This is a genomic window from Mycolicibacterium aubagnense (assembly GCF_010730955.1).
Classification (GTDB): Bacteria; Actinomycetota; Actinomycetes; order Mycobacteriales; family Mycobacteriaceae; genus Mycobacterium; species Mycobacterium aubagnense.
The window spans coordinates 2627404-2646622 of record NZ_AP022577.1; the positions used below are offsets into that span (position 1 = coordinate 2627404).

Below are 19219 nucleotides of genomic sequence, written 5' to 3' on the forward strand. Positions count from 1 at the left end.
TCACACTCGCGGAAACGAAGTCAGAGCACGCGGGCGGTCGGGGTGAACACCACCGGCATGGCTTCGGGGCCGCTGACGAAGTTGGCGGCACGCAGTGGCACGTCCGCCCCCTCGGCCAAGCGCAGGTCGGGTAGGCGCTGCAACAGCCGCTCTGTCATCAGGCGCAGCTCCAGCCGGGCCAGCTGGTTCCCCATGCAGAAGTGGGTTCCGAAGCCGAAAGCCAAGTGGCTGTTGGGAGTTCGGTCGATGTGGAACTCGTTCGGGTTCTCGAACTGGTCGCCGTCGAAGTTCGCCGACTCGAACATCAGCATGACCTTCTCGTCCTTCTTCAGCTCGGTGCCGTAGAAGACGGTGTCCGCGGTCAGGGTGCGACACATGTTCTTGACCGGCGAGGTCCAACGCAGCATCTCCTCGATGGCACCGGGCAACAGCTCGGGATCGGCGACCAGCGCATCCCATTGATCGCGGTGCCGCAACAGCTGTTCGACGCCGCCCGACAGGGTGTGCCGGGTGGTCTCGTCGCCGCCGATCAGGATCAGCAGTGTCTCCATCACGATCTCGTTGTCATCCATCCGCTGCCCGTGGACCTCGGAGTTGACCAGGACGGAGAACAGGTCGTCGGTGGGCTCGGCGCGCCGCTTGGCGATCACGTCCATGGTGAAAGCGGTATATGCCGCAAAGGTTTCCATCAGCATCTGAATCGACGACTCGTCGAGATGCGACGACAGGCCGCACACCAGATCGTCGGACCACTTGAGCAGCATCTCGCGCTCGGTCGGCAGCACCCCGAGCATGTCTCCGATGACCGCCATTGGCAGCGGAGCGGCGATATCCCGGACGAAGTCCGCCGACCCCTTCTCACAGACGTTGTCGATCAGCGCGTCGCACAGCCGCCCGATGGAGGGCACCTTGTCCATGACGCGCTTGCGGGTGAAACCGGCGTTGACCAGCTTGCGCCGCACCAGGTGCGCCGGATCATCCATGTCGATCATGTACGGCATCCCCGGCTGGTCGGGACGGATGCCGCCGGCGTTGGAGAACAGCTCGGCGTTACGTTCGGCGTCGAGCAGGGACTGGTAGGTCGTCACCGCGGCCTGCCCGGTGCGGTCGCGGAACACCGGCTCGTTGGCCCGCATCCAGCGATAGGCCTCATGCGCGGCCTCGCGATCGGCGTAGAACCGGCCGTCGGCCAGGTCAACGTCGGGCCGGGTGATAACACTTGTCACTTGATCTCCTGAGCGTCGGCGAAGGTCATGTCTACGTTGTCGGCGGAGCCCGAGAGCATCGCGCGCTTCGGCAGTCCGAGGGCAGCCAGTTCCCGGGCGTACGGATGGTCGCCCAGTCGCACCGTCACTCCCCCGGGCCGGTATCGCACCCCGCTCGGCTTCATGACGCCGACGGTCTCCCGGGTGATGCCATCGAGATGCGAATAGGTCGGGTGCGCTTGGGGTTTGGTCGGCGCGGGCACCGGCAAGCCGGGCCGGAAGTCCATCCCGACGGCGAACTGGCCGTCGATCGTGACGTCGAAGCCGAAGTTCCTACCCTCACGAAGAGTGAAGTCCGCCATCACCTTCGGGTAGCCCCAGATGGTCCGGCCGGCCTCCAGCGTGAAGGCCTGATCGACGGGCAGGTGGTGAATGAACGCACCGGCCGACTGCAGCGCACGCAAACCCGACGCATTCGAGCCCGGCGGGTTCACCATGATGTTGGTGCCGTACTCGTAGTACTCGCCCAGGTCACTGTCGACGTAGTGCATGAGCATCAGGACGGCCACCGCGCGGCGCGGGCGGTACCGGCAGACCCGCAGGCCGCTGTAGTCGATCATGCGTTGGGCGGCGTCGGCATCGACCGAGAACATGGCCATGCGCTGCGCCGCCTTGCGGACGCGCACCGGCATGGTCAGCACGGTGCCGGCAATGGTGTGCTGCGAGGGCCCGGTGGCGTCGGTCACAGCACGAATCTAGAACACGTTATAGACACTCCGCAATAAGTGTCTACTGCCGCATTCGCGAACGGCCGCAAAACTGCACTTCGCCACGGCAAATGCGCAGTTTTGCGCGTGCTCGCGGGAGAACTAGACCAACTCAGCCAACTGTTTGATCTGCTCGACCGACTTGGCCCCGACGACCATCATGGTGACGCCGGAGGCCTCCCAGGCCTTGATCTGTTCCTTGACGTAGTCGAGGTTCCCGACGATCGCGGAGTCGTCGACCAGCTCGTCCGGAATGACCTTGGCGGCCTCGTCCTTGCGGTCACTGCGGAACAGCTTGGTGACGTCGTCGACCACCTCGGAGTAACCCATGCGGCGGTACACCTCGGCATGAAAGTTGGTGTCCTCCGAACCCATGCCGCCCATGTAGAGCGCGAGGTGCGGCTTCATCATCTCCATGACCATCGGCCGGTCGTCGGTGACGATGATCTGCGCGGTGGCACAGATTTCGAACGTCTCGCGGGTGCGACGGGCACCGGCGCGGGCGAAGCCCTCGTCGAGCCATTCGTTGTACATGCCGGAGATGCGGGGAGAGTAGAAGATCGGCAGCCAGCCATCGGCGATCTCGGCGGCCAGTGCGACGTTCTTGGGCCCTTCGGCGCCGAGCATCACCGGGATATCCGCGCGCAGCGGATGGGTGATGGGCTTGAGCGGCTTACCCAGCCCGGTGGTGCCCTCACCCGACAGCGGTAGCGGGTAGTGCGGGCCGTCGCTGGTGACCGGTGCTTCGCGGGCCCAGACCTTGCGCAGGATGTCGATGTACTCGCGGGTGCGGGCCAGCGGCTTGGGGAACTTCTGTCCGTACCAGCCCTCGACGACCTGCGGTCCCGAAACGCCCAGGCCCAGGATGTGCCGGCCACCGGACAGGTGATCGAGGGTCAGCGCCGCCATGGCACACGCCGTGGGCGTGCGGGCCGACATCTGGATCACCGAGGTGCCGAGCCGCATCCGCGTGGTTTCCCGACCCCACCAGGCCAGCGGCGTGTACGCATCCGAGCCCCAGGCCTCCGCGGTGAAGACGGTGTCGAATCCCGCTTCCTCCGCGGCGGCGACGAGTGTCGCGTGATCGGTGGGCGGCTTGGCGCCCCAGTATCCGAGCTGCAAACCGAGTTTCATGGGGTTGCCTTTCCGCACCTGCTTGCCACGATTGTTAGAACCTGTTCTACTCGATGCCGTGAGCGCTAGCCAAAGCAGCCCAGCCCAGATGGCAGGCCACGAGCCGCCTCTTTCGGCCCCGCTGAAACTGTCATTCGACTACACCCGTTCAGTAGGTCCGGTCCTGAGTCAGTTCTTCACCGCGCTGCGCGGACGACGCATCGTCGGCACCCGCGGATCGGACGGCCGGGTACACGTACCTCCCGCCGAGTATGACCCTGTCACGTACGAGGCCCTGACCGAGGTGGTTCCCGTCTCCAGCGTCGGCACCGTGGTCTCATGGACCTGGCAGCCCGAGCCCCTCGAAGGCCAGCCCTTGCAGCGCCCGTTCGCCTGGGCCCTGATCAAGCTCGACGGTGCCGATACTCCGCTGTTGCACGCCGTTGACCTAGGCGAAGGCGCGCCCGCCGCTTCTTTGAAGGCCGGTGACCGCGTCCGCGCGCACTGGGTCGACGAGCCCGTCGGCGCGATCACCGACATCGCGTACTTCGTGCCCGGCGAGGACGCAGAAGCCGAAGCGGAGGCCGATGATCGCGATCCCGTGACCATGCTCGTCGTGCCGACGTCCATCGAAATCCAGCACACCGCATCGCATCCCGAGACCGTGTTCCTGCGCGGCCTGCAAGAGGGCAAGCTGCTCGGTGCCCGCACCAAGGCCGGCCGCGACGGCAAACCCGGCCCGGTGCTGTTCCCGCCGAAGGAGGCCGACCCGGCCACCGGTCTGGGACTCGACGAGTTCGTCGAGCTGGTCGACCGCGGCACGGTGACGACGTTCGCGATCATCAACATCCCGTTTGCCGGGCAGCGGATCAAGCCGCCCTACGTCGCGGCCTACGTGCTGCTCGACGGCGCCGATATCCCGTTCCTGCACCTGGTCACCGAGATCGACGCGGCCGACGTCCGGATGGGTATGCGGGTGGAAGCGGTGTGGAAGCCCCGCGAGGAATGGGGTCTGGGCATCGACAACATCTCGCACTTCAAACCGTCCGGTGAACCCGACGCCGACTACGACTCGTACAAGCACCACCTGTAAAGGGGACCACCGATGAGCGCTTGCGCGAAGAGAGAGAGAACAAATGACTTCCAGTGACGTAGCGGTCGTCGGGTTCGCGCATGCCCCGCATGTGCGCCGCACCGACGGCACCACCAACGGCGTCGAGATGCTGATGCCGTGTTTCGCAAAGCTGTACGCCGAGTTGGGCCTGAAGCAGACCGACATCGGCTTCTGGTGCTCCGGTTCGTCGGATTACCTTGCCGGCCGGGCATTCTCGTTCATCTCGGCCATCGACTCGATCGGCGCCATCCCGCCCATCAACGAATCACACGTGGAGATGGACGCGGCCTGGGCGCTGTACGAGGCCTACATCAAAATCCTGACGGGCGAGGTCGACACCGCGCTGGTCTACGGCTTCGGCAAGGGCAGCGCCGGCACTCTGCGCCGGGTACTGGCCCTGCAGACCGATCCGTACACCGTCGCGCCGCTGTGGCCGGACGCCGTGTCGATGGCGGGCCTGCAGGCGCGCTTCGGCCTGGACGCCGGCAAGTGGACCGCCGAACAGATGGCACAGGTGGCGCTGGATTCCTTCGCCGCCGGCGGCCGCACCGACCGCGAAGAAGTCACGGGCAGCATCGACGACCTGTTGTCTCGGCCGTTCTTCGCCGACCCGCTGCGTCGCCACGACATCGCCCCGATCACCGACGGCGCCTCCGCGATCGTGCTGGCATCGGCCGACAAGGCCCGGGAACTGCGCGAAAACCCGGCGTGGATAACAGGTTTCGAGCATCGCATCGAGACCCCGATCCTGGGTGCGCGCGATCTGACCACCTCGCCCTCGACTGCCGCGTCGGCGCAGATCGCCACCGGCGGCGACGCCGGTTCGATCGAGATCGCCGAACTGCACGCGCCATTCAGCCACCAGCAGCTGATCCTTACCGAGGCCATCGGTCTCGGTGCGTCGACCAAGATCAATCCGTCCGGTGGCGCGCTGGCCGCCAACCCGATGTTCTCGGCAGGCCTGGAGCGCATCGGCTTCGCGGCCGAGCACATCTTCAACGGTTCGGCGGGCCGCGTGCTGGCCCACGCCACCAGCGGCCCTGCGCTGCAACAGAATTTGATTGCCGTCCTGGAGGGTAAGAACTGATGGCGAAAAATCTCGCTGCCGTCCTCGGCACCGGACAGACCAAGTACGTCGCCAAGCGTTCCGACGTCTCGATGAACGGCCTTGTGCGCGAAGCCATAGATAGAGCGCTAGCGGATGCGGGCGTGTCGATGGCCGACATCGACGCCGTCGTCGTCGGTAAGGCTCCGGACTTCTTCGAGGGCGTCATGATGCCCGAGCTGTTCATGGCCGACGCCACCGGCGCCACCAACAAGCCGCTGATTCGCGTGCACACCGCCGGTTCGGTGGGTGGCTCGACCGCGATCGTCGCCGCCAGCTTGGTCAAGTCCGGCAAGTACCGCCGGGTGCTGACCATGGCCTGGGAGAAGCAGTCGGAGTCGAACGCCATGTGGGCACTCTCGATTCCGGTGCCGTTCACCAAGCCCGTGGGGGCGGGCGCGGGCGGCTACTTCGCCCCGCACGTGCGGGCCTACATCCGCCGCTCGGGCGCGCCGGAGTACATCGGCGCCATGGTGGCGGTCAAGGACCGGCTCAACGGCGCCAAGAACCCGCTGGCCCACCTGCACCAGCCCGACATCACCCTCGAAAAGGTGATGGCCTCGCAGATGCTCTGGGACCCCATCCGTTTCGATGAGACGTGTCCGTCGTCGGACGGCGCGGCCGCCCTGGTCATCGGCAACGAGGAAGCAGCCGACGCCCGTGTCGCCGAGGGCCATCCGGTCGCCTGGATCCACGCCACCGCGCTGCGCACCGAACCGCTGGCCTACTCGGGCCGCGACCAGGTGAACCCGCAGGCCGGCCGCGACGCGGCGGCTGCCCTGTGGCGCGACGCCGGGATCACCAGCCCGATCGACGAGATCGATTGCGCGGAGGTCTATGTGCCGTTCTCGTGGTTCGAGCCGATGTGGCTGGAGAACCTGGGTTTCGCACCCGAAGGCGAGGGCTGGAAGCTGACCGAGGCCGGCGAGACGGCCATCGGCGGCCGGATTCCGTTCAACGCCTCCGGCGGTGTGCTCAGCTCGAACCCCATTGGTGCGTCCGGAATGATCCGGTTCGCCGAGTCGGCCATCCAGGTCATGGGCAAGGCCGGCGACCACCAGGTCGAAGGTGCCCGTAAGGCGCTGGGACACGCGTATGGCGGTGGCGCACAGTACTACTCGATGTGGGTGGTCTCGAGCGACAAGCCGGCCAAGTAGCGCCTGGGCGTACTCCGTGAGTGTCGCACCGGACCCGATCGACGAAGTCGGGTTCGGCGCGACCTTTGACGCACCGATCGAAAAGAAGAAGGATTCTTCGAGGCGGTACGCCGACACCCCACATCCACTCCGGCTGGCAGGACTGACATGACAGTTTCCGATCCGAACCATCCCGCGCACCTGGCCGGCAAGCGCTCGCGTGATGCGGTGGCCGCCCGCGACAAGGAAGCCTGGCTGGCGAACTTCGCCGACGACGCCATCGTCCAGGACCCGATCGGACCTTCGTTCCTCGATCCCGAGGGCAAGGGGCACCGCGGCAAGGAAGCCATCTCGGCCTTCTGGGACAAGGCGATCGCGCCCACCGACAAGCTCGTGTTCAACTTCCTGACCACCTACCAGTGCGGTGACGAGGAAGCCAACGTCGGCAGCATCGTGACCACCATCGCCGGTCACGACTTCACCACCGAAGGCGTCTTCACCTACCGGGTGAACGAGGTCGGCCAGATGTCGGCGCTACGCGCCTTCTGGGAAGCGCCGCGTTCGTCGTGAACGTTGTCTAGAACGTCCAGGAGCCCGTGGGCTGCAGGACAAAGCCGTGGCCGCCGTCGGCCGTGTCGAGGCAGGCGGTGACACCACCCGGGGCGACCCCGCACGTCATCGTCGTGAGAGTCACCTTCTCGCCTGGCGCCAATAACGCGGCGCCGGCGAGATCGGTCGGGTAGTCACCACGGAAGCTGCCGATCGTGCCCTCGTTGGCCGCATGCAACTGTGCGATCCCGAATTCCCGGGGCGCCTTGGCGGTGGGATCGGTGGTGACGGCCAGGCCTGCCGTGCCTGGCACCGGCCCGTAGCACCGCACGATCGGTGCCACCCCGCCCAGCGCGCTCATGAGGCATGCCAGCCCATCGGGTGTGGAGAACTTCACCACCTGCTGATCGGTGCGCTGATAGGTCGCCAGATGGGTGGAGGTGACAACGTTGAAACCCGCGAAATCGGGAAAATTGGGTGGCGGCGCGGCGTGGGCAAGCGGGGCCGTGAGCACCACCGAGATGCCAGCCAGGACGAAGAGCGGCAGCTTCATCCGCCCAGTCTTGGCCGAACGTCGGCCGCTGTGTCAGATTTCGCGAAATCCGGCCCGGAAGCCCTCAAGCTCTTCCAATCCCGCCAGGTAGCGCTCGGCCAGCTCGCGGTAGGCCTGCGGGTTGGTGTTGATCCACGTCTCGGCGCCGGTCCCGGCGATCGGGCCGCGAATCTTTGCCGGCGACCCCACGACCAGCACCTCGTCGGGGATCTTGGTTCCGGCGACCACCAGCGAGTGAGCCGCGACCAGACTCCGCCGGCCGATCACCGCGCCGTCGAGGATGGTGCTGTTGTTGGCGATCAGCGCTTCGGCACCGACGTGTGCACCGTGTACGACGCACAGGTGGGCGATGGTCGCGCCGGGCCCGATATCGACCGGGATGCCGGGAGGGGCGTGCAGTACGGACCCGTCCTGCACGTTTGCGCCATTGCGGATGACGACAGGCGCGTAATCGGCACGTAGAACCGCGTTGAACCACACCGACGCGCCGGCCTCGACGCGGACATCGCCGATCAGGACGGCGGTGGGAGCGATGAAGGCCGTTGGGTCGACGACCGGGCTTCGGCCCTCGAAGGAGTAAAGCGGCATGACATAGATATACCGCAGGTCGGGACGCTCGCATTGCGCTGCACCGTGGAAAAACTGTAACGTGTTCTAGTTACTAGGCACAGATTGGGAGGCCAAGGTGAGCACCGAAACCGCGGGGGTTCGCGAGATCGATACCGGCGCGCTGCCGGACCGCTTTGCCCGCGGGTGGCACTGCGTGGGTCCTGTGAAGAACTTCCTGGACGGCAAGCCGCACGCGTTCGAGGCATTCGGCACCAAGTTGGTGGTGTTCGCCGACTCGAAGGGTGACCTGAAGATTCTGGACGGCTACTGCCGCCACATGGGCGGTGACCTGTCCCAGGGCACCATCAAGGGTGACGCGGTCGCATGCCCGTTCCACGACTGGCGCTGGGGCGGCGACGGCAAGTGCCAGCTGGTGCCCTACGCCAAGCGCACCCCGCGCCTGGCCCGCACCCGCGCCTGGCACACCGACGTGCGTGGCGGCCTGCTGTTCGTCTGGCACGACCACGAGGGCAACGCGCCGACCGACGAGGTCCGGATCCCCGAGATCCCCGAATTCCAGAGTGACAACTGGACCGACTGGCAGTGGAACTCGATGCTGATCGAGGGCAGCAACTGCCGCGAGATCATCGACAACGTCACTGACATGGCGCACTTCTTCTATATCCACTACGGCCTGCCGACGTACTTCAAGAACGTCTTCGAGGGCCACATCGCCAGCCAGTACCTGCACAACGTGGGCCGGCCGGACATCGGTGGCATGGGCACCCAGTACGGCGAGGCACACCTCGACTCGGAGGCCTCGTACTTCGGGCCGTCGTTCATGATCAACTGGCTGCACAACAACTACGGCGGCTACAAGGCCGAGTCGATCCTGATCAACTGCCACTACCCGGTCAGTCAGGATGCCTTTGTGCTGCAGTGGGGCGTGATCGTCGAAAAGCCCAAGGGCATGGACGAGAAGACCACCCAGAAGCTGGCCGACGCGATGACCGACGGGGTCAGCAAGGGCTTCCTCCAGGACGTCGAGATCTGGAAGCACAAGACCCGCATCGACAATCCCCTGCTGGTCGAGGAAGACGGCGCGGTTTACCAGATGCGTCGTTGGTACCAGCAGTTCTACGTCGACGTCGCCGACATCACGCCGGACATGACGGACCGCTTCGAATTGGAGATCGACACCACCGTTGCCAACGAGAAGTGGCAGGGCGAGGTCGCCGAGAATCTGCGTCAGCAGGCCGAGGCCAAGTCGGCTGAAAAAGAGACAGCGCAGTCCAACTGATGGCCCAGCACGACGAACGGACCCAGGCGCCCGACGCAGAGCGCCTGGCCCGTTCGATGCTGCAGCTGATGGGTCACGGCGAAGAACATGAGACCGATGACCACCCTCCGTCCGGTGCGCCGGCGAGCGGTTCCTGGTCCAAGGCACCGGATTTCGCCGGTGACCCGGTGCGGCTGGCCGCGGTTCGCGAGGCCACCGCGGCTGATCGTCAGCGGTACCTGACCTCAGGATTGGTCCCGGTGGACTGCCGGTTCTGCCACTCGACGGTGTCGGTAAAGAAGCTGGGCCCGGAACACACCGCGGTGCAGTGGAATTCGGCGGCGACAGAGCGGTGCGCCTACTTCAGCGAAATTCGCGCCGGAGGCGGCGATCCCAGCCGCAGCCGCTCGTGCCCGAAGATGTCCGACAGCATCAAGCATGCGGTCGCCGAGGGGTGCCTGGAGGAGTTCTCCACCGCCCCCTCCCCCGGCGACGGCTAGGTTTTCTCGCGAATAGACGTGAAAAACCCCTGAATCAAGTGATTCAGGGGTTTTCCCGGCTGCAGAGTAGCTACAGGTTGGCGAAGCGCTCCTTGACCTGCTCCTCGGTCAGCCCGTAGTCGGACAGCGAGTAGGTGTGCTTCGGCGCCCGCGGGCCCTGCTGGGTCTTGGCGTGGCTCTCGGTCATCGCCTGCCGCGCGGCGTCGGTGAACTCGATGCCGAAGGTGCGGTAGATGCCCTCAACGGCGCCGACCGGGTCCTTGATGAACTCGAAGTAGTCGACGTCGCAGAACTGCTTGGGATCATGCTTGGCCCGTTCCGCATTGAACAGCTCGAGGCCGCGTGACCACGTTTCCATCGAGTCGTCGCCGATCACCTTGCCGGTGAACGTGTTCGACCAGCCGGCCGTGGTGTGCTGCGCCAGGGAGCACATCGACGCCATGATGGTCTCGGCCGGCCGGTGGCACTGCACGACGAGCGCGTCCGGGTAGACCTTGAGCAGTGCCTCCAGCGCGAACAAGTGACTGGGATTCTTGAGCACCCAGCGCTTTTCGGGTTCGTTCAAGCCGATCAACTGTAGGTTCTGTCGGTGCCGCTGGTAGGACTTGGTCCAGTCCTGCCGGGCCAGCCATTGCGCGTAGGTCGGCACATGCGCCAGCGTCTCGTAGGACACCGAATGCAGTGACTGGCGCAGCAACTGCCAGCACTCCTCGACCTCGTCTGCCGTCATGAAGTGCAGGCCGGTGTAGTCCGGATTCTCCTCGTGGGCCTGCTTGAACCGCGCATCGAGCGCACTGAAAACCGGGTTCTCCGACCAGGTTTCGCGCGGCGGCCGCGGCTGCGGGAATTCCGCCAGCCACATCTCCAGACCCTGATGCATGGGGTCCGCGGTCAGCAGCCGGTGGATCACCGTCGTGCCGGTGCGCGGCAGACCGGTGACGAAGATGGGCCGCTCGATCGGCACATCGGCATGCTGCGGGTACTGCTTGAACGCGGCGTTGGACACCAGCCGGGCCACCAGCGCGTTGCGGGTGAAGAACCGCTGCATCTTGCTGCCGAGCTCGGTCAGGTCGGCCTCGCGCTGGTACGAATCCAGCAGCACGCCAAGAGCTTCCAGGTAGTTGTCGTCGTCGCCGCCGAAGTCATCCAGGCCACAGGCCTTGACGGCCGAGGCATGCAGATCCTCGACGGTACCCACGTTGGTGCGCAGCGTGCTCATGCCTTGTACTCCCCGCAGTTGACATCGAGCGACTGGCCGGTGATACCGCTGGACAGATCGCTGGCCAGGAACAGGATGGCCGAGGCCACCTCATCCTCGGTCGGCAGCCGCTTCAGATCGGAACCGGCAGCCGACGCGGCGTAGATCTGCTCGACGGTGGTGCCGTACTTCTGCGCCTGGTGGTTGAAGTATCCCTCCAGGGTCTCGCCCCAGATGTAGCCCGGCATCACAGAGTTGACCCGGATGCCCTTCTCCCCCAGTTCTGTCGACAGGGTCTGAGACATGGCCAGCAGCGCCGACTTGGCCATCTTGTAGGCGCCGTACTTCGCCTGCGAGTGCCGCACGACCATCGAGTTCACGTTCACCACAGCACCTTTGGCGGCTTCCAGCGCCGGGGTGAAGCCCTGGGTCATGCGCAGCGCGCCGAACACCGTCAGCTCGATCGCATCGCGCATGTGCGCAAAAGTGGTGTTGGCGAACGGCTTCATGGACGGCACCCGGAAGGCGTTGTTGATCAACGCGTCGGCCTTACCGAACTCCGCCACGGTGCGGGCCACCACATTGGCGACCTGCTCCTCGTCGGTGATGTCGGTGCCCACCGCCAGTGCGCGGCGACCCAACGCCGTCACCTCTTTGGCGACGTCCTCGAGGCGCTCCACCGTGCGGGCGGCCAATACCAGGTCGGCGCCGTTCTCCGCACACCGCCGGGCCAGCGTCGTCCCGAGCCCCGGCCCGACCCCGCTGATCACCACTACCTTGCCATCGAGCAGTCCGCTCACGGTCAGCCCACCATCCTCTCGCCAATCAGCTTTTGCCGCAGCGCGATCCGTGCGCGCCAGTCGTCGTCGGAAATCTTGTTGCTCTCGTAGAACGGCAGCTTCGACGCCACCTCATCGAGGCCCACGACCTCGCACGTCGGGCCGTCCTCGGCCGTCAGCTCACGGGACACCCGCTGCCAGCGGAACTGCAGGTAGCCCTTGGCGTGGCCCAGCGTCTCGCACCAGTTGGTCACGCCGGGGTTGTTCTCGGACACCACGATCCGGATCTTGCCGTCCGGATCCGCCTGCGCCTGAGTGCCGTTCAGGGACGTCTGGTGGTTGATGTAGTCCAGCGAGATGTACCAGAGGCTGCCCAGCTGGAAGCCCAGGTACGGTGCGTCCGACACCGGCAGCGTGATGACCATGGCCTGGTCCGGCGTCATGTCGTAGTGCCCGACGGCCGAGTACTGGGTCGCCAGCCCGCCCGGGGTGAGCCGCGGCGCGGTGAGGGTGTTGACCGGCAGGTTGTCGTAGAACCACTTCGGGAACTGCAGCCAGGTCTTGACGCGCTGCACCAGTTGCTTGCCGGCAACCGCGTACCGCTTCTCGATCAACTCACGGGTCAGCGGCTCCGGCGCGGTGCCGGCGGTGTCGGTGCGGGAGATCGCGAACGAACCGCGCTGTGCCGACCAGTCGTTGTAGACCTCGCGGATCACCAACTGCGCCGGCGTGGCCGGGGTGAATCGCCACTCGAAGGTCCCGTCCGCGGCGATGTCGAGCTTGCGGTCGTCGAACGCGGTCTCGCTGTCCGGCACGTTGGCGTCGGTGTACTCGCCGCCGAGCAGCTGGAAGCTGACGTCGGTGGTGGTGCCCCGGCGCCCGGTGACGACGTATTCGTGGCCCGGCTGCACACGGGTGCCGAAGTACATGGTGTCCGGGTTGTCGAGGCCCATCTTCTCGAACGGACCGGTGCCGCTGTGCAGGAACGGGTGGTCCTTGTCGTAGTCGAAGGCCACATGCGTGCACGACGCGATACAGCCGGCGAGATATTGCAGGCCTTCGAGCAGGTCGGCCTCGGATTCGATGAACGGCGCCGCGGCAACGAGGCGCTCGGCCTCGGCGACGGCGTCGACGAACGACTGCGAGAACATTCGGTAACCATCCTTTCGTTCCAATATTGGAACGCATCGGTAGATATTCCGAATGAAGACTAGAACGCGTTGCAGTCGTCGTCAATGCCGTGAGGCGCGCGGCCAGCGCAGCGGCGATCACCACATGCGCCGGCGCCAGACACCCTGACGCGCCGACAACGGTCCATATTTGGACCGATGTCGTACATTCCTTGCCATGACTGACACCGGTCGCGCGTCGCCGCCCACCGCCCGCGTCGTGGCGGTGCTGGACTTCCTGGCCAGTCACCCCCATGAACAGTTCGGGTTGTCCGAGCTGGCACGCCGGCTCGATCTCAGCAAGCCCACCTGCCTGGGCATCGTCACCACGCTCGCCGATGCCGGCTATCTGGTGCGGGATGCGGCCGAAAAGACCTACCGGCTGGGGCCGCGGCTGATCACGCTTGGACACACCGCGCAGGAGTCCATGCGGATCAGTCCGGCTGCACGGGCAGAGCTGCGCCGGCTCTCCGAGGCGTTCAATGCCACGGCGGCGCTGTCCGCGGTCATCGACGACCGCATCACACTGCTGGAACTCGTTGCGCCGCACGGTAGTCCGGAGCCAGTGCAGGTCGGGCAGAGCTATCCGTTCGCCCCGCCGGTCGGCCTCATGTTCGTGCTGTGGGACGAGCGCGCGGTGCGCGACTGGCTGGCCAAGGAGCCGACGATTCCGCTGCGCACCGACAGCGCCCGGCTGGAGCGGGTGATCGCCGAGTGCCGCGAGTCCGGCTATCTGGTGGAACGACTGACGCCGGGCGGGCGGCGGCTGTACGCCATGATGGCCGGCATGTCGAGCAACCTGCCCGACGAATTGCGGGTCCTGCTGGGCGAACTCGTCTCTGACATCGGCGAGCGCGTGTACCTGCCGAGTGAATCCAGCGGACGGACCAAGCACGACATCAGCGTCATCGCCGCGCCGGTGTTCGACCATCACCAACGGCAGGTGCTGGTGCTGTCACTGCAGATCGGTCGTGCGCTGACCGACGCGGAGATCAGTAAGCGGGCGCGTGGGCTGGTGGCCGCGGCGGCGACGCTGACGGCGCAGCTCGGCGGCTCCCAACCCGGCCGAACGTGAGGTCGTGTGCGAAAACCTGTGCTGGATTGACACATTCGCTCACGTTCGGCGGGTGATGACTAGACGCCATTGAGCACGGCCAGCGCGTCGGTCGGCGCGACCTGCAGGCCGCAGCGGTCCTTGAACGCGGCCAGCGGAGCCTGGATTCCGCGCAGCGCGTCGGCCTGGTCCGGGTGCTCCTTGAAGTAATTGTCGAACTGGCTCATGGCAGTGAACGCCGGCTGGCGGGTGGCATCGAGCAGCGAGCTGTCGGCATCCGGGTGCGCGGCGAAGTAGTCCGACAGCTGCAGGGTCACCGAGCTGATGGTCTTGGCCAGCGTCGCGGTGCTGCAGTCGGCGACGGTGGCAGCCGGGGCCACGGTGGCCGAGGTGGTTGGCGCCGCCGTTGCGGAGGCGGACGGGGCGGCCGACGTGGGCGGCACGGTGGGCGTCACCGGCGTCGGATCTGCCGACGCACGCGGCACGACCAGCGCGGCGCAGGCAGCGCCCAGAGCGATGAAGCCGAGGGTGGAACGGCCGAACGTCACGGCACAAGTCATGGAGTCCTCCTTGGTCTTGGCCGCATCGTTGTTCCCCGGCCTCTGTGGATATTTCGCTCGTCGCGGTACTGCTGTTACACACGCGACCAAAGTTGCAGGTCAAGCCGGTTCACTACGGGCAATATTCGCTTTCGCCGATTAGCTCGGGTGTGTTGGTATTGGGCATGCAGCATTCGCCGTGGCCGCTGGCTGAACTGGAGGTGATCACCCCAGTCCTTCGGTTGTGCCACGTCACCGACGATCTCGCCGACCAGTTGGCGCGGCTGGCGGCCGAGGGCATCCATGATCCGGCCACCATGCCGTTCGCGGTCCCGTGGACCGACGCGGTCCCGCCCGAGCTGGAGCGCAACACCGTCAAGTACTTCCAGCAGACCCGCGCCGAGGTGTCGACGGAGCATTGGGACATACCGATGGCGGTGATGATCGACGGCAAACCCGTCGGCGTGTGCGCAGTGACCGCCGACGGTTTCCCGGCCCGACGGACCGTGTCCACCGGGTCCTGGCTGGGGCGTCGCCATCAGGGGCAGGGCCTCGGCCGGGAGATGCGTGCGGCCGCCCTGCACCTGATCTTCAGCGGATTGGACGCCGACCTGGCGCGCACCGCCGCATGGCACGACAACGCGGCATCGCTCGGGGTCACGCGGTCGCTGCCCTATACGCAGGCTGGGACGTCCCGGCAGTCGCGGCGCGGTGTCCTCGAGGCCATGCTGGAGTTCACCATGACGCGTGACCAGTGGGAAACGGTGCGCCGCGGCGATATCCGGTTGGTGGGCGTCGATGCGGCGATCGACCAGCTGGGGCTGCGCCGGAGCTAGCTGACCGACGCGATCGCGAACGGCAGCACCGCAGGCGCCCCGGCGCCGCGCAGCACCTGTGTCGCCATCGTCATGGTCCAGCCGGTGTCGACCAGATCGTCCACCAGCAGCACCGGACCGGTGACGTCCAACGTCGGCACCTCCCACGAATCCACCAGCGCCGCAACCCGATACGCCGAGTTGGCCGCTGTCACCGGCCGCCGCTGCGGCCGGTAGTGCAGCGTGCCCAGGTTCTGCAGCCGGCCCAGTTCAGCCAGCCGGGTCACCAACGAGCCGATCAGCTGAGGGCGGCGCTCGGAATCCAGGCCGATCACCGCCACGGGGCGCGTATCCCAGTCCCAGGCCTTCAGGACCCCAACAGCGGCCTGCACCACGGCGTCGGGCACCTCGCCGTCGGGGCTGTCGAGCAGCTGGCGCAGGCGCGCGCCCCAGCCGAGGTCGGTCAGCCGCCCGATGACGCGGCCCGGCTCGGCCCCGCCGGAAATCCGGCCTGAGAGCCCAATACCCAAGGAACTCAGGCCTGTTGGCCATTGCTTGCGCGCGGTGATCTCCACGCCGGGTCGCATCAGTTGGTCACGCACCGCCGACGCCGCCCCCGCGTCGACTTCGGCGGGGTAGCGCGCACCGGCACAATTGTCGCACCGGCCGCAGCCGCTGCCGTCGAGCTCGGGATCATCAAGTTGCCTGCGGAGGAACACCATTCGGCACTCGGTCGTCGACTGGTAGTCCAGCATGGCCTGCTGCTCACGCTGCCGGGCGGCGTCCAGGTTCCGGTAGCGCTCCTCGTCGTACGACCACGGTTCGCCGGTACTGATCCAGCCACCCTTGACCCGGCGCACCGCGCCGTCGACGTCGAGCACCTTGAGCACCATCTCCAACCGGGAGCGGTTCAGGTCGACCAACGGCTCCAACGCTGCGGTGGACAGCACCCGGTCCGGTTCGAGTTCACCGATCACCTTGCGCACCAAAGCTTCCGACGGGAAGGCGACGGAGGCGAAGTACCGCCAGATGTCGGCGTCCTCCTTCCCCGGCAGCAGGATCACCTCAGCGCTGGACGTGGCACGGCCGGCGCGGCCGACCTGCTGGTAGTACGCGATGGGCGACGACGGGGCACCCAGGTGCACGACGAAGCCCAGGTCCGGTTTGTCGAACCCCATGCCCAGCGCCGACGTCGCGATGAGCGCCTTGACCCGATTGCTCAGCAGGTCGGCTTCCAACTGTTCGCGTTCGGCGGCCTCGGTGGAACCGGTGTACGAGGCGACCGGGCGCCCCTGTTCGCGCAGGAGCGCGGCGATGTCGTGGGCCTGCGACACCGTCAGGGTGTAGACGATGCCGGAGCCGGGCAACGAATCCAGATGCGCCGCAAGCCATGCCGCACGTTGCGCCGGTCCCCCGGCGTGCACCACCGAGAGCCGCAGCGACTCGCGGTCCAGCCCGCCGCGCAGCACCAGCGTGTCGCCCCCGCCACCCGGTCCATTGTCGGCACCGCCGACGCCCAATTGCGCGGCGATGTCCTGCACCACCCGGTCGTTGGCGGTCGCGGTGGTGGCGAGCACCGGTATGCCCGAACCCAACTCGCCGATCAGCGTGCGGATGCGCCGGTAGTCCGGACGGAAGTCGTGGCCCCAGTCCGAGACGCAGTGCGCTTCGTCGACCACGACCAGCCCGGCGTCGGCGGCCAGTGCCGGCAACACGGCGTCCCGAAAGTCGGGATTGTTCAACCGTTCCGGACTGACCAACAGGACATCGAGGTCGCCGGCGGAGACGCGCTGGTGCACCTGGTCCCATTCGGTGACGTTGCTCGAGTTGATCGTGGCGGCTCGGACGCCCGCTCGTTCGGCAGCAGCCACCTGGTTTCGCATCAACGCCAATAGCGGCGAGACGATGACCGTCGGGCCGCGCCCGGCCGCCCGCAGCAGCTTGGCCGCGATGAAGTACACCGCGGACTTGCCCCACCCGGTGCGCTGCACCACCAGTGCCCGGCGGCCCTGCACCACCAGTGCCTCGATGGCCACCCACTGGTCGTCGCGCAGGACAGCGCCCGGACCGGCGAGCTGTTCGAGCAGGGCCTGCGCGTCAGTACGCGTAGGTGTTGCGGGGCTTGGGAATCGGGTCGGCACTGGTCACTTCCATGGTCGGGACGAAATTCGTGGACGGGCTGGACGACCCGGGTATCACCTTGCCCTGCACCTTCAGCCAGGTGTCATTCGGGTGCGGACCGACCGCGCCGGTCAGGTGGACGCGAGCCAGTTGCGCGTCGGCGGCACAACACACAATGACGACTCGGGCCAGATCGTCTCCCATGGTGAATCCGGTGACGGTGATGGTTCGGCCCTCAAGGCTTTTCGTGGAATCGGCCGCTGCCCGCAGCACCACCTCCGGCAGCGACACCACGCCGTCGGCCGGCAGTGGTGGGAAGGCCCGTTTCGGCGGCGCGACCGCCGCGGTGACCGTCTCGGCGCCGACGGCGCTCATCGGCGGCACAGTGACGAACGCGGTCAGCGCCACCGGGATGAGCAGCAGCCACGCCAGCGAACCCCGATGGTGATGGCCGCTCGGCGGCCCACGGCGCAGGTCGCGCACCAGGCACACCACAGCCAGCGCCACCAGCAGGACGGCCGCCACCAGCAGCCATGGGAGCAGCGCCGGTTTCACGAAGTTCAGGTAGGTGCCCTTGACCGCGATCAGCCCCGTGCTCAGCCCGACGAGCAGCATCAGGATGTTCTGTGTTTCGCGACTCACTGCGCGCCCCCCAGCAGCAGCAGTCCGATGGCCGTCGCACAGGCAGTGGCCACAACCAAGGTCACCGGCGCGAAGCGCACCGCGAACGGCCGGCCGAAAACCCCGGCCTGCATCGCGAACAACTTGATGTCCACCGCCGGACCGACCACCAGGAACACCAGCCGCGGCACCAGCGGGACCATGGTGAGGCTGGCCGCGACGAACGCGTCGGCCTCCGAACACAGCGCCAGCACCACCGCCAGCAGTGCCATGGTGACGACGCCGACCACCAGGTTGCCGGCGACGTGCTCGAACACCCACGGCGGGACAGCCGCGCGCAGTACAGCCGCGGCGCCGGCGCCGACCACCAGGTAGGCCGCGGACTGCAGGAAGTCATGTCGGGCCGCCTCGGTGAACACCGTGAACCGGGACGCGTCCTCATCGTGATGCGCGGGCAGCGTCCTGGTCACCCATTCGGTACGGCCCCAGCGCTGCCACAGCAGGCCCATCACCACCGCGGTCAGCAGCGACGCCGCGCAGCGTGCCACCACCATCCGCGGTTGCCCGGGGAACGCGACCGCGGTCGCCACCAGCACCACGGGGTTGATCGCGGGCGCCGATAACATGAAGGTCAGGGCCGCCCCGGCCGTCGCCCGGCTGAACAGCCGGCGCGCCACCGGCACCGACCCGCACTCACATCCAGGCAGCGCGGCACCGCCGACGCCCGCCACCGCCACCGCCAGCGCCGGGCGGCGCGGCAACCAGCGGGCGAGCCGTTCCGGGGTCAGATATGCAGCCACCAGGCCGCTTACGATGACGCCCAGCACCAGGAAGGGCAGGGCCTGCACGAACACCCCGCAGAACACCGTGGCCGCGGTGGCCAGGCGGGCGTGGTCGGTCAGCAGGCCGCTGACCCACGAACCGGACAGCGCCAGGCCGATGAGGCCGACGAGCAACAGCTCCATCGACCCGGCCCGGCGCCGGCGGTCCGGCGCCAGTGTGGATTCTTCCCCGGCCATGCGCCCATCTTGCCGGGGCAGTCTGACAATCCGG

General features: G+C 66.9%; 20 protein-coding genes. 8 read left to right on the forward strand and 12 right to left on the reverse strand.

Annotated elements, in window-relative coordinates; all coding sequences use genetic code 11:
• Nucleotides 1-20: 20 nt before the first annotated feature.
• From G6N59_RS13005 to G6N59_RS13015, 3 genes are all read right to left on the reverse strand, one after another.
• The gene (locus G6N59_RS13005; RefSeq protein WP_138232667.1) at nt 21-1226 is read right to left on the reverse strand and encodes a cytochrome P450; all 1206 of its coding nucleotides are present in this window, start codon (nt 1224-1226) and stop codon (nt 21-23) included.
• Complete coding sequence (locus tag G6N59_RS13010; RefSeq protein ID WP_138232707.1) at nt 1223-1897, reverse strand: acetoacetate decarboxylase family protein; 675 nt, start codon at nt 1895-1897, stop codon at nt 1223-1225. The genes G6N59_RS13005 and G6N59_RS13010 overlap by 4 nt, the downstream gene beginning before the upstream one ends.
• A gap of 177 nt (nt 1898-2074) precedes the next feature.
• Nucleotides 2075-3106, reverse strand: coding sequence for an LLM class F420-dependent oxidoreductase (locus tag G6N59_RS13015; RefSeq protein ID WP_064858530.1), 1032 nt, complete (start codon nt 3104-3106; stop codon nt 2075-2077).
• Nucleotides 3107-3164: 58 nt separating this feature from the next.
• Here G6N59_RS13015 and G6N59_RS13020 point away from each other — a divergent pair, with 58 nt between their 5' ends.
• The 4 genes from G6N59_RS13020 to G6N59_RS13035 all read left to right on the forward strand — a co-directional run bounded on the left by G6N59_RS13020 (nt 3165) and on the right by G6N59_RS13035 (nt 7010).
• A complete protein-coding gene (locus tag G6N59_RS13020; RefSeq protein WP_138232668.1) occupies nt 3165-4178 on the forward strand; it encodes a Zn-ribbon domain-containing OB-fold protein in 1014 nt (337 codons plus the stop codon).
• A 43-nt stretch (nt 4179-4221) separates the two neighbouring features.
• Nucleotides 4222-5286, forward strand: coding sequence for a thiolase family protein (locus G6N59_RS13025; RefSeq protein WP_138232669.1), 1065 nt, complete (start codon nt 4222-4224; stop codon nt 5284-5286).
• Complete coding sequence (locus G6N59_RS13030) at nt 5286-6461, forward strand: thiolase family protein (RefSeq protein ID WP_138232670.1); 1176 nt, start codon at nt 5286-5288, stop codon at nt 6459-6461. Before G6N59_RS13025 ends, G6N59_RS13030 begins: the two co-directional genes overlap by 1 nt.
• Nucleotides 6462-6608: 147 nt before the next feature.
• Nucleotides 6609-7010, forward strand: coding sequence for a nuclear transport factor 2 family protein (locus G6N59_RS13035; RefSeq protein WP_138232671.1), 402 nt, complete (start codon nt 6609-6611; stop codon nt 7008-7010).
• Between the two features lie 7 nt (nt 7011-7017).
• Here the strand turns inward: G6N59_RS13035 and G6N59_RS13040 are convergent, their stop codons facing one another.
• Nucleotides 7018-7542, reverse strand: a complete 525-nt coding sequence (locus G6N59_RS13040; protein ID WP_138232672.1) for a hypothetical protein — start codon at nt 7540-7542, stop codon at nt 7018-7020.
• Nucleotides 7543-7575: 33 nt separating this feature from the next.
• Complete coding sequence (locus G6N59_RS13045) at nt 7576-8130, reverse strand: gamma carbonic anhydrase family protein (RefSeq protein ID WP_138232673.1); 555 nt, start codon at nt 8128-8130, stop codon at nt 7576-7578.
• Between the two features lie 97 nt (nt 8131-8227).
• Between G6N59_RS13045 and G6N59_RS13050 the strand changes: the two genes are divergently transcribed.
• Together G6N59_RS13050 and G6N59_RS13055 are read left to right on the forward strand one after the other, a co-directional pair.
• Nucleotides 8228-9391 carry a 3-ketosteroid-9-alpha-monooxygenase, oxygenase component gene (locus G6N59_RS13050; RefSeq protein ID WP_138232674.1) on the forward strand — a complete coding sequence of 388 codons (1164 nt, stop codon included), beginning with the start codon at nt 8228-8230 and terminating at the stop codon, nt 9389-9391.
• Nucleotides 9391-9870, forward strand: coding sequence for a hypothetical protein (locus tag G6N59_RS13055; protein WP_138232675.1), 480 nt, complete (start codon nt 9391-9393; stop codon nt 9868-9870). The genes G6N59_RS13050 and G6N59_RS13055 overlap by 1 nt, the downstream gene beginning before the upstream one ends.
• Before the next feature lie 70 nt (nt 9871-9940).
• Here G6N59_RS13055 and G6N59_RS13060 read toward each other — a convergent pair whose 3' ends face one another.
• From G6N59_RS13060 to G6N59_RS13070, 3 genes are read right to left on the reverse strand one after another with little or no spacing between them, the layout of a single operon-like run.
• Nucleotides 9941-11089 (reverse strand): sulfotransferase family protein, encoded by a 1149-nt coding sequence (locus G6N59_RS13060; RefSeq protein ID WP_138232676.1) that lies wholly within the window; start codon nt 11087-11089, stop codon nt 9941-9943.
• Nucleotides 11086-11868, reverse strand: coding sequence for an SDR family oxidoreductase (locus G6N59_RS13065; protein WP_138232677.1), 783 nt, complete (start codon nt 11866-11868; stop codon nt 11086-11088). The genes G6N59_RS13060 and G6N59_RS13065 overlap by 4 nt, the downstream gene beginning before the upstream one ends.
• 2 nt (nt 11869-11870) lie before the next feature.
• Nucleotides 11871-12998, reverse strand: coding sequence for a hypothetical protein (locus G6N59_RS13070; RefSeq protein ID WP_138232678.1), 1128 nt, complete (start codon nt 12996-12998; stop codon nt 11871-11873).
• 196 nt (nt 12999-13194) lie between these two features.
• On the opposite strand from G6N59_RS13070, the gene G6N59_RS13075 reads away from it, so the two are divergent.
• Nucleotides 13195-14091 (forward strand): IclR family transcriptional regulator, encoded by an 897-nt coding sequence (locus G6N59_RS13075; RefSeq protein ID WP_138232679.1) that lies wholly within the window; start codon nt 13195-13197, stop codon nt 14089-14091.
• 59 nt (nt 14092-14150) lie between these two features.
• Here the strand turns inward: G6N59_RS13075 and G6N59_RS13080 are convergent, their stop codons facing one another.
• Nucleotides 14151-14630, reverse strand: a complete 480-nt coding sequence (locus G6N59_RS13080; RefSeq protein WP_234884417.1) for a hemophore-related protein — start codon at nt 14628-14630, stop codon at nt 14151-14153.
• Between the two features lie 164 nt (nt 14631-14794).
• Between G6N59_RS13080 and G6N59_RS13085 the strand changes: the two genes are divergently transcribed.
• Nucleotides 14795-15445, forward strand: coding sequence for a GNAT family N-acetyltransferase (locus G6N59_RS13085; protein ID WP_138232680.1), 651 nt, complete (start codon nt 14795-14797; stop codon nt 15443-15445).
• Here G6N59_RS13085 and G6N59_RS13090 read toward each other — a convergent pair.
• Genes G6N59_RS13090 through G6N59_RS13100 form a run of 3 tightly spaced genes read right to left on the reverse strand, consistent with a single transcriptional unit; the run spans nt 15442 to nt 19185 of the window.
• Nucleotides 15442-17565, reverse strand: coding sequence for a RecQ family ATP-dependent DNA helicase (locus G6N59_RS13090; RefSeq protein WP_138232681.1), 2124 nt, complete (start codon nt 17563-17565; stop codon nt 15442-15444). The two genes, G6N59_RS13085 and G6N59_RS13090, sit on opposite strands and share 4 nt — an antisense overlap.
• Nucleotides 17522-18187: a TIGR03943 family putative permease subunit gene (locus G6N59_RS13095; RefSeq protein ID WP_138232682.1), complete on the reverse strand. Its 666-nt coding sequence runs from the start codon at nt 18185-18187 to the stop codon at nt 17522-17524. The genes G6N59_RS13090 and G6N59_RS13095 overlap by 44 nt, the downstream gene beginning before the upstream one ends.
• The gene (locus G6N59_RS13100) at nt 18184-19185 is read right to left on the reverse strand and encodes a permease (protein ID WP_138232683.1); all 1002 of its coding nucleotides are present in this window, start codon (nt 19183-19185) and stop codon (nt 18184-18186) included. Before G6N59_RS13100 ends, G6N59_RS13095 begins: the two co-directional genes overlap by 4 nt.
• Nucleotides 19186-19219: the final 34 nt, after the last annotated feature.